The 15,175-nt window shown below is 57.9% G+C and carries 8 protein-coding genes; 7 read left to right on the forward strand and 1 reads right to left on the reverse strand.

Annotation, left to right across the window (positions count from 1 at the left end; all coding sequences use genetic code 11):
- Positions 1 to 254: 254 nt before the first annotated feature.
- Together B150_RS0118655 and B150_RS0118660 are read left to right on the forward strand one after the other, a co-directional pair.
- On the forward strand, positions 255 to 1,292 hold the full coding sequence (locus tag B150_RS0118655; RefSeq protein ID WP_020401477.1) for a glycosyltransferase: 1,038 nt from the start codon (positions 255 to 257) through the stop codon (positions 1,290 to 1,292).
- Positions 1,293 to 1,302: 10 nt separating this feature from the next.
- Positions 1,303 to 3,720 (forward strand): glycosyltransferase family protein, encoded by a 2,418-nt coding sequence (locus B150_RS0118660; RefSeq protein ID WP_020401478.1) that lies wholly within the window; start codon positions 1,303 to 1,305, stop codon positions 3,718 to 3,720.
- Here the strand turns inward: B150_RS0118660 and B150_RS0118665 are convergent.
- Positions 3,714 to 5,315, reverse strand: coding sequence for a glycosyltransferase (locus B150_RS0118665; protein WP_020401479.1), 1,602 nt, complete (start codon positions 5,313 to 5,315; stop codon positions 3,714 to 3,716). The genes B150_RS0118660 and B150_RS0118665 overlap by 7 nt on opposite strands.
- A 273-nt stretch (positions 5,316 to 5,588) precedes the next feature.
- Here B150_RS0118665 and B150_RS22775 point away from each other — a divergent pair, with 273 nt between their 5' ends.
- From B150_RS22775 to B150_RS0118690, 5 genes are all read left to right on the forward strand, one after another.
- The gene (locus tag B150_RS22775; RefSeq protein WP_162139722.1) at positions 5,589 to 9,398 is read left to right on the forward strand and encodes a rhamnosyltransferase WsaF family glycosyltransferase; all 3,810 of its coding nucleotides are present in this window, start codon (positions 5,589 to 5,591) and stop codon (positions 9,396 to 9,398) included.
- 133 nt (positions 9,399 to 9,531) lie between these two features.
- Entirely contained in the window at positions 9,532 to 10,569 is a 1,038-nt protein-coding gene (locus B150_RS0118675; RefSeq protein ID WP_020401481.1) for a hypothetical protein, read from the forward strand.
- Positions 10,570 to 10,612: 43 nt separating this feature from the next.
- Positions 10,613 to 11,845, forward strand: a complete 1,233-nt coding sequence (locus B150_RS0118680) for a glycosyltransferase (RefSeq protein WP_020401482.1) — start codon at positions 10,613 to 10,615, stop codon at positions 11,843 to 11,845.
- Positions 11,846 to 11,998: 153 nt separating this feature from the next.
- A complete protein-coding gene (locus tag B150_RS21895) occupies positions 11,999 to 13,753 on the forward strand; it encodes a type I secretion system permease/ATPase (protein WP_020401483.1) in 1,755 nt (584 codons plus the stop codon).
- Positions 13,753 to 15,165 (forward strand): HlyD family type I secretion periplasmic adaptor subunit, encoded by a 1,413-nt coding sequence (locus tag B150_RS0118690; protein ID WP_020401484.1) that lies wholly within the window; start codon positions 13,753 to 13,755, stop codon positions 15,163 to 15,165. The genes B150_RS21895 and B150_RS0118690 overlap by 1 nt, the downstream gene beginning before the upstream one ends.
- Positions 15,166 to 15,175 lie beyond the last annotated feature (10 nt).

Raw genomic sequence — 15,175 nt, forward strand, 5'->3', positions numbered from 1 at the left:
AAGCAGGTGTGCTCCTGAGCACGACAACCGGTAACACCATCTTCGTGGTCGGTGTATCCGCTGCTGAAATCGCTGCGGCGATCGAGCTCTAAGCCATATACGGCTGAAACGAAACGCGAGAGGGAGCCTGTTGGCTCCCTCTTTTCTTTTGGTGCACCTGTTCAATCGGGCGGCCGTCAAGCCGGGCATGATCTTTCTGTTTGTCTCTGGGCGTGCAACTTGATAGTCATGATCGGGCTTGTATGGGGGAATGGATGCAGCGTCCGCTTGAAAACAATCAGGATTCTCAAGGGTTTCAGTTTGACCCTCAGGATGACATGTTTTTGGCGCGCACCAGCCCCGCACTCGATGCCAGCCTGCATATCTATCATGGTAACTGGTATGGCATTGCCAGCGCATCCGCTGCACTGCCGGGTCACAAATTGCGCATCAATGCCGAGAAACTCACAGCGGACGACGCGCAGGCGATTGCTGCACAGATTGGCCGCCACGGTATCAAGCGCGTCTGTTTTCAGGGCTATTCACAAGCGGCGGACACTCTCCTTACCGGGCTGCGTCAGCACCTCGGTGATGAGATAGGTTTCTTTGCGGTCAGCCACGTGACCTCAACACAGTTTCAGGCACCTTTTGAGGTGCGCATGCAGGCTGCGCTTCTCAAGCGTTTGCGTGCGGGTGACCTTCGCGGTATCGCCAGTGTAAAACCACACTTCCATCACGTGGTGCCTGCAACATGGCAGCCCACCATCATCAATTTCTGCCCCAATATCGAATGTACCGCCGACGCTGAAGCCGGCCGGGTTTTCATTCCGGTCGAGAACCACTGGCGCAAGGGGCTTTATACCAATCTCATTGCGGCACTGCGCACCGCCGAAGTGCGTGCGGTTTGCACGGTGAACCAAGCCAGTCACCTTGACGAGATTGAGGACCTCTCCCGTGTCGAGGTGTGCGGCTTCCTTGACCGCGACGCCATGGCGAGAGAGATGGCGCGCGCCAGTGCAGTGATGAATGTATCGCTTGCCGAATGCCAGCCGATGACGCAGCTGGAAGCATTTGCGCTTGGCCGTCCCTGCCTGACTGGCCCGTTGGGGCTTGACGAGTTTGCCCGCGATCCGATCACCGAATTCTGCACGGTTGGGCTTGTGGATACCCCGAATGAGATTATCGCCCGGCTTGGTGATATCCTGCGCCTGTCGGCGCGTGACCCGGAAGCTTTGGCTGGCATGATTGCCGAGCATGTGACTAAAAGGAATGCGCTGGCCGCCACGCGCTATACCGAGTTTTTGGAATTATAGGTCTGAGTAGATGCCATCTATCTGTTTTGTCACCAATGAGATTTACCCGCTGAACAAGGGCGGCATTGGACGGCTGCTGTATAATATCGCGGTTGAGAACAGTAAAAGTGTGTCGCCTGCCGATATCCACCTCCTTATGGTCTGGCAGCCGGAAGAAGAACAGGCCGCGGTGCGGCAAGCGCTCGATGGTTTGGCCAAGGTTTATTTCTGTCCGCTCTCGGGCATGCGGCATGGTGGCTGGATCGCAGACTTTGAGCGCAGCAATGACCTCACTTGGCACTATGGCCACGCCTACCGGCAGTCGCTCATGCTTTATGCCGGACTGCTCGAATACGAAGCGGCGCTGGGTCACGGTTTCGACTATATCGAATTCCCTGATTTCGGCGGTTGGGGGCTTGCCAGTATCGAGGCAAAGGCCGCGGGGCTTGCCTTCACCTCAAGCCGTATCGTGGTGCGACTGCATTCCACTGGCGGCATCGTGGATGCCCACCAACCCTATTATGACAAACCGGGCCATTGGTCTGGCTGTGTCAAGGATATGGAATATCTGTCGCTTAAAAAAGCGGACCTTGTGGTTGGTCACCTTGACGAGATCGTTGAATATAACCGCGCCTTCTACGGTTTTGATGAAAGCTGGGCGCGCCGCGCTGTGGTGGAATTGCCGCCCCTTGGACTTACCCCGCATGAAGAGGAAAGTCGCAGCGGCGATGAGGCAAGTGTGGGCGAGCGTGACTTCATTTTCTCGTCACGCCTGCAGCCGTTCAAGCAACCGGATATCTTCATCAAGGCGGCGCTTTATTTCCTTGAGCAGAGGCCCGACTATCAGGGCCGTTTTCGGCTGATTTCATACGGGTGGGATGCCCGCTATATCAACAGTCTGAAGGCCTTGATCCCGGAAGGCGAGGCGGCGCGTATCCTGATCGAGACTGAAGTCTCAGCGGAGGACCGCCTGAAGGCGCTCAGGCAGGGGATAGTGGTGATCCCGTCCAATTACGAAAGCCTGTGCCTATTCGCGTTCGAGGCATCGCAGCTTTCCAGCATGTTGATCCTGAACGGTGACTGCCTTGCCTTTGGGGGTGATACTTTCTGGAAAGAAGGCCGCAACTGCCTGAAGTTTGCCGGAACCGCAAAGGCCCTTGCAGGCGTTATGGTGGATGCGCTGACGAAACAGCTGCCGGAGGTGGTGAGCTTCAGCACCAGCGCGCCATATTGGACGCAAGCCTTTGAGGTGCCGGCTGCAGTGCACAGCGCGGAAACGCTCACCGTCATTGCGCATGGTTTCGCACAGGCGGAAGATGTGTTGCCCGCACTTGAGGCGCTGCGCCCACAATTGCCCACCGCTACGACGCTCCGACTGATGCTGCCCAAAGCGTGGCGGGACGATCTTGCGGGCGAACTGGGTGATACGGACGTTTCATGGCATCCCGGCATGACGCTGTGGTGGCAGGATGCCTGCGCGCTTCTTGAAAACCATGAAGGGCTGCTGGCGTTCATGGGCCCGGATGTGGTGGTGGATAGTGACTATTTCCCCCGCGCACTGGCGGCCATGGCAGCAAACCCTGACCTTGCGGCCTACGCGGCCCATGCCGCTATTGACTTTGGCAAACGATCAGAAAGCACAGCCATCAGGCTATATAGCGGTGCGGCGCCGTCTGCTGCCGTGCTTGCGTCCGAACCACTGCCGCCGGCGGCCGTGCTCCGCGCCGCCCGTATTCTTGAGCTGCCGACCGTCAAGCGTCTTATGGCAATCGGACTCAAGGATGAGTGCTGGTATGACCTGTTGGCCCGCGCCGTCGCCTATGACAACGGCACTGTGGTCATTGAACCCGCACCGTCCATCAATATACCGGGTGGTAACCTGCGGGAACCCGGCGACGCTGCAACGGACGGTACACTGCTTGAGACCTACCTGATGGCCGACACCGGCAAGCGTCCGGTCTTTCTTCAGGGGCTTAATATCAGGGAACTGCCCGTCCTGCCGCTTAGTCACGCCTCGCTTGACCTGAGCCACGGCCTGCGCGGCGCCCGCCAGATCGAACCAATGGTCACCAAGGCTGAGTGGCAACCTGTTACCTACCAGATGACGGAACGCATGCTGCAAGTGCACCCGATGCCGAAAAAGGTGGTCGTGGTCAGCCTGCCGCTTACTCATGAAGATGCGGGGGATGTGGTGGGCATTCGGCTTCGGCACTTTGGCCCCGGCAACCCGGGTGTGAATTTCCGTATGCGCTGCCAGCCCCATGACAGCCTGTTGAACATGAAAAAATCGACCAAGTGGGTCACCATCCGCCCGGGTGAAATTGTTGAGCTGGAGTTGAAGGGGCTTGATAAGCTGACGTTTGACAGCATCGAGATCGAGGCCAAGCCCACGAAAGGCAAAAACACCAGTTTTGCCTGGACCTTTGTCGACCGACTGTGGACCTACTGAACACCTATTTCCTTCAGAATAGCCGCCAGGTTCTCTGCCGCTTTGATGGGCGAGAACTGTGCGGCCGCACGGGCACGGGCTAACGCGCCTGCCTTTTGTGCGGCCACAGGGTCTGAGATCGCCCGGTCCAGCGCTGAGCGCCAGGCAACCGCGTCGCTGCACAGGTAACCATCCGTGCCGTCGGTAATGACATCGCTGAATGCGGGACTGTCTGTGGCTGCTGTTGGTACGCCAAAATTGGCAGCTTCCAGCCACTTGATTGCGCTTTTGGTGTCAGTCAGGCGAGTGCGCGACAGCGGTGCAAGGTTGAGCTGTGCGGCCGCAAGTTGCGCCCAGTAAGCCTCAAGCCCTTGAGGGGGCAGTATTATCACCCGGTCTTCAAGCCCGTCCAGTGCTTCAGGCAGTGTCATATGCCCCGCGAGGGTGAGCATAACACGTGCATGCTTGCGCATGGTGGGTGCCAGCACATCTGCTGCGAAGGTCTCAAGGTCCTGCTGGTGCGCCTTGGTGCCGCTGCCGTAGAACAGTGTGAAGTCATTGCTTCCATCGCCCTTCGTAGCATTGAGGTGCCGACCATCAAGTGCGTTAGGGTGTACATGCACTGCGGCATTCGGGAAGCTTGCCTGTACCTCCGCCGCTAAAGTGCGGGTGGATACGATGATATGATCGAAGTGAGCCATCGCGGCAGCGTGAAGTGCCGGGGTAATTTGCAGTTCGGCATATTCAAGGTCACCGAAACCAACGGCATAGTCGTGTCGTGGTCCGGGGAATACAGCGGCATCAAACAGCATGTCGTCTGTTTCATAGGCGAGAGGCAGGCCGATATCGTTGGCGGCGCTGATGATGGCTGCGAGGCGCGGTGTCAGTGGCAGACGATAGACCACCAGCAGGTCATAGCGTGCGAGGCCGGCGAGCAAGTTTTCATCGTCCGTAATTTCAAATATATCGGCGCGCAGGCCCAGATGCAGGAACTGTTCGGCCTTCTGCTCAACACGGTAATGCTTGCACTGCGGGAGTGAAAGGTCGGCGAGGATGGCAATCCTGCCGCCGGGCACCCGCTTGCCTCTCGCGTTTTTTTTGTGCGTTGGTATTGCTTCAAGCGCCGTGGCCATATGGCGCAGGGCGACTTCTCTGTCGCCCTTCAGCGCAAGCTTTATCGCGGCATCCTTGGCGGCAGCGAAATGTTGCCGCATGTGGTAGCGCTGCAGGCGTTCGCGTGTGTCGCTTTCGGGCAGGCTGGTCAGGAGGCCATGTGCCGCTGTGAGGTCACTCTTGAGGAAGGCAAGCTGAGCGCGCTCTTCCTGCGCTGCGGTGCCGCCTGAGGGGAGGCGCGTGAGCGCGTCCTCAATAGAGCCCGGTGTGAGAGGGATGCCTTCAGGCAGGTCAAACTGGTACGGTGCCGCCATATCAGGCCTAGTGATGCGGCCTTCAAGCGCGCCGTCAATATAGAGCGACGCCCACAATGGACCAAAGACAAGGAGCATGTCGTGGGCAGCATCAACTGGTCGCGTATGGGCCGCCTGGGCCGGGCCAAACTCAAGGCTCAAAGCGCCGTCAGTGTAGGTCAGGGCAGGGCGCGGGCCATCAAAGGTCACTCTGTCGCCATAAAATACGGGAATTTTCCGTGGAAAAAAGCTATGGAGAGACATAAAAGTTTCCGGACCCGGTATTGTTATGGATTGAGACTTTAACCATTAATCTACCGTAAATCCAATTTTGGGTATGGGCTTGTGGCTTGCTCGGGTATGAGCGGGTCGGTGTATAAAGCCAAGTGTGTTTTTAAAAGGGTGCCGCCACTCGTGGCACGGGGAAAGTGGGTTTTAATGACCACCGCTATTTTGAGCCAGGGTAAAAGAAAAGCAAAGGCCGTGGTTAAGACCGGCCTCCTTCTCGAGGACTGGTATAGCCGTGCCTATGCCGTGCCCGCCCGTCGTGCGGTTGAAGTAGCCAAACATTATATCGAGGAAGGCGCGCCAGCGGGCTACCGCCCGAATCCGCTATTTAACCCTGAGTATTATGCAGAACAGACCGGCATCAAAGACCCGGTCGAGGCACTTTTGCATTTTGACAGCATCGGCTGGAAAGAGGGGCGCGACCCGTCCCGCAGTTTCCTTGTGACGCCCTACCTTGAAGCTTATCCGGACATCAAGGCCAGCGGCATGAACCCGCTGTCGCACTATCTGCGCTATGGCCGGACAGAAGGGCGCCGGGCTTTCTCCCTGAGGGTGGAGGGTGTCTGGCACTTTACCGAGCAGGAAATGGCGCTGCCGGAAGACGGCAAGATCCGAGCGTCCAGACGGTCCGAAGCAGCTGAGGTTTCTGCCTGCCCGCTGTTTGATGAGCCCTTCTATCTGGCACAATACGGCCTGCTGCTTGATGAACGGTCACTCGCGGACCCCGCCCTTCACTATACCCTTGTGGGCGAAAGGCTGGGTCTTTGCCCGAACCCGTTTTTCGACCCCGAGTTTTACGGCAAGCAGCGCCGCGCGCCGCGCCGTCGCAGCCTCTTGTTGCATTACCGTAGAAAAGGCTGGCGCATGGGGCTCAACCCCTCCGCCGAGTTTGATGGCAACGCCTATCGGGAAGCCTATGCCGGCAAGATTGACGGGGATGTTTGCCCGCTGGAGCATTATTTTGCCACTGGCCGGCGTGACGGCTATGCCCGCATTCCTGTGCAGCTCTCGAACCGTGCCGAAAGCCCGGAGGCGGAAAAAGCCATCCTGCGGGAGATGGTGGCCGTGGCCTCGACTGGCCTCTTTGATGCAGCGTGGTACGAACGCTCCAACTCTGACCTGCGTGACTACCGCATTTCGGCGCTGGAGCATTTTGTGCGTTTTGGTGTCAACGAAGACCGCAGCCCCTGCGCCCACTTCCATGTGAATTGGTACCGCACCTGTTATGGCCGCTATGTGGGCGATATGAACCCGCTGCTCTATTACGCGCGCGAAGGCTATAAGGACTGTCACTGGCCGTCGGTCGATTTTTCGCCCGAGCTTTATTTCCTCATCAACCGGGACCTGAAAAAGGGCCGCGACGATGCGCTCTTGCACTATCTGACAACGGCGCGCTACCGCCCGCGGCGCTGGCCGAACCCGGAGGACCTGGACGAAACCGGCCGCGCTTATCTGGCCATGTCCGCCGATGAGCGACACGCACTTGTGGATGCGATCGCGCGGTCAGGCCTTTTTGACCCGGAATGGTATTCGCATGAATACGGCAATGAGCTGATGCCGGGCGCGGACTATATTGAGCACTACCTGATTTACGGTGGTGCGTTTGACTATAAGCCAAACCGCTATTTTGATACCGGCTGGTACCGCACGGAATATAGCGATTCCTTTGATGACCGGCACCCGGTGGTCTTTTTCGCCGAAACCGGTTGGCGGCTGGGGCATGACCCGTGCGAGGAATTCAGCGAGGAAGCCTACCGCAAGCTGCACACCGACCTAGAAGACCTGCAAGCCAGCATGCTCGCGCACTATCTGCACATGGGCAAGGCTGAGGGCAGGGAGTTGCCAGACCCCGGTTTTGAACGCGAAAGCCGGCGCCTCAAGGCCGAGGACGGTGAGGACTATCTGTCCGCCGCGATGCGCAGCATGACGGCTTTTGATGCGCGCGCGCTGAAGCCGGTACAGGCCAGCTTCAACAAGGCCCAGATGGATATCCACTGGGTTATCCCGGATTTCTCGCCCGGCGGTGGCGGTCATATGACCATTTTCCGCATGGTCAGCTATCTTGAGCGCCTGGGCCACAAGCTGACACTTTGGGTGCATTGCCCAACCCAGCACCGCAGGCCGGAGCAAGCGCGAGAGACAATCCAGAAACACTTCCAGTTTGTGCGGGCGGATGTGCGTTTTGTTGACCAGTCCTTCCCGACCGCGGCAAAGGGTGATGTGCTGATCGCGACCGATTGCTGGTCTGTGTGGCCTATCCTGTCGGCGGCGAAATTCCTCTCTCGCTTTTATTTCGTGCAGGATTTTGAACCGTCCTTCTTCCCCATGGGCGGGCGTTACCTCGCGGCGGAGCTGACATACAAGCAGGACCTGCACTGCATTTGTGCAAGCCCATGGCTGGCGGAAAAGCTGAACCGGGACTATGGGCGCGACACCAGCTATTTCTATCTCGCAGCGGACCAGAAAACCTATTTCCCGCCGCGCGAAAAACCAGCGCGCACAGAAAGCCTCGTGCATGCGAAGGCGCTTCGTATCGCATTCTATTCCCGTATCACGACGGACCGCCGCGCGGTAGAGCTTGGGCTTCTGGCGCTTGAGGTGCTGGCGCGTGACGGCGTGAAAATCCATGTGGATTTCTTCGGTAACGATATGCCGTTCGCCGATGCGCCGTTTGACTTTACCGACCACGGTGTGGCGTCGACGGCGGAACTTGCTGCGCTGTTCCGTGCGGCGGACATCGGTGTGGTATTCTCCGCGACCAACTATTCGCTGGTGCCGCAGGAAATGATGGCAAGTGGCTTGCCGATTGTGGAGCTGGACGGGGAAAACACCCGTGCCATCTATCCTGAAAATGTGGTGACATGGGCCAAGCCCGACCCCGTAGCGATTGCCGCTGCCATCAAGTCGTTGCTGGATGACACACGCGCCCGTGCACAGGCGGACGCCGCGCTTGAATGGGTGTCGGACTTCTCGTGGGAGAAAGCGGGCGCGGTTGTTGAGCAAACGTTGGCCGACGTGGCGGAGAAAGCGGCGCGCGCCAGAGGCATCGCCGTGCTCAATGAACCTGTTCACCACAAGGGCATTAAAGCCTCTGTCGTGATCCCCACCTATAATGCCGGGCCGCAGTTTGCTGGCGTGCTGGATGCCGTGCTCGCGCAGCATACACCGTGGCCGTTTGAAGTGTTGGTGATCGATAGCGGCTCAACCGACGGCACATTGGATATCGTGAAGGCCCGCCCGTCAGTGCGGCTGCACCAGATTGACAAAAAAGACTTCAACCATGGTGATACCCGGAACCTTGGGGCGGAAATCACGAGTGGCGATTATATTGCCTTCCTGACGCACGACGCGCTGCCAGCCAATCAGGCGTGGCTGTTTAACCTTGTTGAAGCGATTGATGCGGAACCCAAGGCCATGGGTGCCTTTGGTCGCCATTATGCCTATCCGGATGCGTCGCCTTTCACCAAGCGCGACCTTGATGGGCATTTCAAAAATTTCCTCGCGCATCCTCTGCTGGTGTCACGCGATACCAACCCAGTGCGCTATAAAAGCGAGGACAAGGGCTGGCGCCAGTTCCTGCATTTCTACAGCGACAACAACAGCTGTTTCCGCCGGTCGGCATGGGAGAAGATCCCCTACCGCCGCGTTGTGTTCGGCGAAGACCAGCTGTGGGCGCACGACATCATCGAGGCAGGTTATGCCAAGATGTATGCGGCACAGGCAATTGTGTACCACAGTCATGACTTTGACGCAGAAGAGACCGAGGAGCGCAGTGCGATTGAAGCCAGCTTCTTCAAGCATTTCTTCGGCTACGACCTTGTAAGCGATGAAGCCGAGCTTCAGCGCCACCTGCAGGGCATGAACGAACACGACGAAGCATGGGGAGTAACGCACCGCGTGCCCATGAGCGAGATTGACGAACGCAAGGTGCTGAATGAAGCGCGGCTGCGCGGTTTCATGCGTGGTACCAACGCGGATACCGACGCGATCTTCGAGGGTAAATAGGCTATGGCGCATGGCTGGCGGGCAGGAATTACTGTTTGCTACGGCAGGGTGCCGCAAGCTATATGATGTTCGCACGTAAGTTGCGAAAGCAGACCTTCCCCAAAGGAAGGCAATACAGGGACCGGACCATCAGGTGGCAGTGAAACTCTATCTCCATATCGGATATCCGAAGTGTGGTAGCTCCACCGTGCAGGAGGCCCTGTATATCAACCGGGTTGCACTCCGCGACATGGGCTATGGCGTTTGCGGGGAGAAGATGGAGCTGATGACCCGCCGGTCTCGCTACCGTTTCCCCATTGGACACATCTTTGCCGCCGCACAGATTGTGCGCGGTGGTGGCGAGGTGGACCTTGAGCCTGATTTCCGCAAGCTTGCCGCCAAGGCTGAGCGCGCAGGCCTCAAGGCCGTTATCTGCTCGGCGGAGAATATGGGCGCACCTTGGGCAGCAAGCCATGTGGCTGTCGCGCAGAAGTATTTTGACTGTCAGGTCATCGCTTACCTGCGCCGGCAGGACGACTGGATGCTTTCAAGCTGGGCACAGTGGCAGTTCAAGCGCGGCGAAAGCCTTGAAGCCTATATCAGCCGCATCACAGGCGGTGAGCGTGACAGCATCTACCGCGATACGGTTGAAAGCTACCTCGCAGCCTTTGGTGCCGAGCGTGTGCATGTGCGCCCGCTCTCGCGCCCGAACATGGTGGGCGGTGACCTGGTGGCCGACTTCTGGCACCAGACGGGTGTTGATGGCAGCGGGCTTGAAGTCGCCAAATCCAGAAATGTGTCTTTCAGTGCAGAGCTTGCCAACACGCTCAAGGAAAGTGCCTATCTGTTCGATAACCCACACGACAATGCGCTCACGAGCTATATTGACGAGCAGCACAAACACCGGGGTGGGATCAAGAAGCCGGGACTATCCGCTGCGCAGCGCCGTCATATCATGGCGCATTTCGGGCCGGAGAATGACTGGCTTGAAAATACCGTATTTGCCGGGCACGACCTCAGCGCATGGCGGGCTGTGCCGGAAGAGGAAGATGAGGCGGCGCTGGCGGCAAAGCGCGCGCGTGACCTGCCAAGCTTGCAAGGGTTGGCGGAACTGGTGAATTTGAATACGGCCGTGCTGCACAGCATCAGGCAGGACGTGGACCGGATCAAGGCATCGCTCGGTCTGGATTGAAGAATTGGAGGCGCGTTGGGCGCTCTCGGGGGTTAATGGTTTTATGAAGATACTTTTTGCGCACAATAACTTTCCCGGCCAGTACCGTCGGTTGATTGGCCATATCGCCGGGATGAAGGATGTGCAGGCAGCGACCGTGACGCTTGCTACTAACCAGAACAAATTCGCCACACCAAAGGTAACTTTCCGTCCGCACCGCGAGCCGAAGGCCGATATTCACCCGGCTGTGGTAGGCATTGAGCGCGCTGTGCTGATGGGGCAGGCGGCCTACAAGTCGCTGATGGACATGAAAAAGAAAAACGGCTCGCCGGATATCATCCTCGCCCACTCGGGCTGGGGAGCTGGACTCTTTTTCAAGGATATCTTCCCGGATGCGAAGCTCCTGAACTATTACGAATGGTATTATCACTGCCATGGCGGCGACGGAGAATTCATTGAACGCGCGCGTTATGACGCCAATGCCGAAATTCGCATCCGCATGAAAAACACGCCCATCCTGCATGACCTTGCGGCGCAGGACTGGGGCCAAAGCCCGACCCATTTCCAGAAATCCCGCTTCCCGGAAATCTTCCGCAACAACATCAGCGTGCTGCATGACGGCGTGGACACGGACTATTTCTCCCCCGCCAAGGGCGCGCAGGTTAAGGTGGCGAATGGCAAGGTGTTGACCGAGAAGGATGAGGTCATCAGCTATGTAGCGCGGGGGATGGAACCCTATCGCGGTTTCCCGCAATTTATGGAAACGGTGTCGAAGCTGCAAAAAATCCGTCCGAACCTGCATGTGGTGATTTTGGGCGCGGACCGTATCGCCTACGGGTCACAGCTGCCGTCCGGCAAGGGCATGAAAGAGCCGATGCTGGAGAAGTTCGAGTTCGACCATGACCGCCTGCATTTCATGGGGCTGCAGCCGCTTGAATTCCTGCGCGACCTGTTCCGCATTACCTCAGCCCACATATATCTGACGGCACCTTTTGTGCTGTCGTGGTCGATGCTGGAAGCCATGAGCACCGGTGCGCTGATCGTGGGCTCGGACACTGAGCCTGTGCGCGAACTGATTGATGACGGCAAAAACGGCTTGCTGGTGGACTTCTGGAACACCGATGCGCTCGTTGACCGCATGGTCAGCGTGCTTGAGAATCCGGGTGAATTTGAACATTTGAAATCCTCCGCCAGAAACCGCATCGTCAACCATTATGCGAAGGATGATCTTCTGCCCAAATACTGGGACATGATCACCGACGTCGCGGAAGGCAGGACGCCGAAGCTCAACCCCTGACGCGTATGCGGATGGGGCTATGTGCCGCACGCAAGCTACAGGTTCGACACCTGTTCATTGCTGTGGTATCGACTTTCGGCAGAGTGAACGGGCGCGTATATTGAAGCGTCCGGGAAGGTGGCATCTGATGCCGTATTTGAATTGGAATGATTGATGTCGGTACTCGACGAATTTAAAACCGAGCGACGCCTGTATATGAGCTCGCTGCGTATGATCGGGGTCCTCGCGATCTTCGGCAACCTTGCCATGCTGGCGATGCCCGCCTTCATGTTCCAGGTATATACGCGCGTGCTGCAGGCTCAGAGTGTTGAGACACTCGTCGCACTTGTGGTGATTTGTCTTATTATTCTCGTGGCTTACGGATTTCTCGAAGCCGCAAAAAACAACCTTCTTGCCCGGGCGGCTGTAAGGCTTGAAAGCAACATGGCCGGGCCGCTTCTCGCGGGTGAACTGGCGCAGCAGAAAGACGCGAATGGCGAAAGCCTGAAGGATCTTGCCTTCCTGCGGGCCACGCTGTCGTCGCCGTCCTATGGCGCGCTTTTTGACCTGCCGGTCATGCCGTTTTTCCTGTTTATCCTGTATTTCATCCACCCGGTTATCGGTTTGGTGGTGACCCTTGGCGCGGCGCTTCTGTTTTTGCTGGCTGTGTGGGGCAACCGCAAGACCACGCCGTTCAACCAGGAAAACAGCGAGAATATGATCAAGGCCTATCGCCGCCTTGATAGCCACATGCGTTCGCAGGAAATTATCCGCGCGCAGGGCAGCTATATTGAAAGCGTGAATGATTGGGGCCAGCACCAGGGCAAACACCTGAGCAGCCACCTCAACTCTTTCGACATGACATCACGTTTTGGTGCGGCATCAAAGGCGGCACGCCAGATTTTGCAGGTACTGATCACGGCGGTGGGCGCCGGCCTTGTGCTTGGCGGTGACGCTGATTTTGGTGTGATCTTCGGTGCGGCCATCATCGGCGCCCGCGCGCTCCAGCCGATGGAGCAGATCGTTGGTGGTTGGCGCCAACTGGTGATGGGCAAGGAAGCATACGACCGTCTGTGCAAGCGCATGGAAGAGCTGAGCCTGCCGGAGGACCGTACCCTTTTGCCGCGCCCGCGTGGTGAAGTGTCAGTCGCACGGCTCGCTTACATGCCGTCACCGAAGTCTGAACCGATCCTACGGAATATCAATTTTGTCATCCGTCCCGGCGACTGTGTTGCCGTGATTGGCGGTTCGGGCTCGGGCAAGTCGACGCTGGCACGCCTTCTTGTCGGCTACCTTGAACCCACAACCGGCCATGTGAAGCTGGACGGTACCGCGCTTAATGTGTGGGACCCGGTGGCGAAGGGCCTTTATGTGGGCTACCTGCCGCAGCAGCAGCAGCTTTTTGAATCGACCGTCGCAGAAAACATCGCGCGGCTCCGTAAAGATGACCCGCCACAGATGGTGATCGAAGCCGCCAAGCGCGCGGGTGTGCATGAAATCCTGCAGGGCCTGCCGCAAGGCTATGACACCCTGCTGTCGCGGAGCGGTTTCTGGCCGTCAGGCGGGCAGGCACAGATGATTGCGCTTGCGCGGGCACTCTATGCCGATCCGCAGGTGATTGTATTCGACGAACCTGAAACCGGCCTTGATAGCCAAAGCGAGGGTATCTTCCACAAAGTGATGGAAGCGCTCAGGGAAGAGGGCAAGACCGTGATCGTGATCACGCACCGTCCGAGCGCCCTTCGCCATGTGAACAAGGTGATGTTCATGCGCGCCGGTCAAATCCAGGACTTCGGTCCACGGGATGAAGTGCTGAAGAAAAACGGCATTACCACGGTCGCAGCACAGCGCAACGCGAAGAAGCCTGAGCAGCAGAAGCCGCAACAGCCCAACCCGTCGGCCCAATCCAAAATAGAAAATGCAAACTGATGGCAGATATGGAAAATAACGCCGGTTCCGGCACCGCGGTCGTCCCTCAGTCGCAAATTGCGCGCGACCTCGCCACTCCGATCGACCTTGATCCGACACGCTCGTTCAAGCGCGACGCACTCGCGCGCTGGCATGACAATGTGGATTTCACCAGCAGCCGCGGCTTGAAAATGGCTAAGATGGTGCTGCTGATCGTATTTGGCTTGGGCGGCCTTTGGGCAGCCTTTGTACCGCTGGGTGGTGCTGTGATCGCTATCGGTCGCGTGGCCGCTGAAAACCAGAACAGGGTTGTGCAGCACCTTGAGGGTGGCATTCTGACCAAGGTTCATGTGCATGAAGGTGAACATGTGGATGCTGGGCAAGTGTTGGCTGAGCTGGATTCAAGCCAGGTTGGTCCGCAGCTTGACAACCTGCGTCTGCAGCGTGCGATCACCAGGGTGCAGCTTGCGCGCCGCCGCGCGGAAATTGCGGGCGCGAATGAAATCAAGTTGCCGGAACTGCCGCAATCCCTCTTGGATAACGCACGCCTTCAGGACACCATTGAAAGCCAGACCAGCGAGTTTCATGCGCTCAATGACTTGACCAAATCCCAGATTGAAATCCTTGAGAACAAGATTGAATCCCTCAAGGATGATATCGCGGGCCAGCAGTCAGTGATTGAAGCGCGGGCCAAGCAGGAAGAACTGCTGGCGCTTGAGCTTCGGGACTTCAAGGACCTTCTTGAGAAGGGCCTCATTCAGCGTACCAAGGTATTCGCGACCGAGCGTGAGCTCTCCATCGTTCGCGCCAACCTGAATATCGCCAAGCTGCAGATCGAGAAATCCGAAAGCGAGATCATCTCCACGCAGGCACAAAAAGGCCAGGTCCGGCTTGAGCGTATCAAGCAGGCGGAAGACCTTTCGATCCAGCTTCAGAAAGACCTGAACAAGCTCGAGACCGATATCGCCCGCTTTGAAGATGTGCTGGAGCGCACACTCATCCGTTCGCCGTCAGCCGGTACGGTGTTCCGTATCGCGAAAAAGACCATTGGCGCTGTTGTGGCACCGGGTGAAGCGATGATGGAAATTGTACCGTCGCTGGATGACTTCCGCGTTGAAGCGCAGGTCGCCATCCGTGACCGTGAAGAGGTTTACGTGGGCCAGGAAGTGGAAATGCGCCTGCTGTCGGTTAAAAGCCGGTCCGACCCTCCGCTTTATGGCAAGGTGACCTACGTATCCGCTGACGCGGTGGTGAGCGACAGAACGCCAGAAGGCAATTACATCGCCTATATCTCGGTCGATGAAGGGCAGGATACATCTGCTGTTCGCCCGGGCACGGTGGCGACTGTCTTCCTCAAGACCGAACCCAAGACGTTCCTTGAGATTCTGGTGCTGCCAATCAGCCGCTTCACCGAGCGCGCGTTCAAGGGCTAGGATAGGGACT

This window comes from Kordiimonas gwangyangensis DSM 19435 = JCM 12864 (assembly GCF_000375545.1).
Taxonomy (GTDB): Bacteria; Pseudomonadota; Alphaproteobacteria; order Sphingomonadales; family Kordiimonadaceae; genus Kordiimonas; species Kordiimonas gwangyangensis.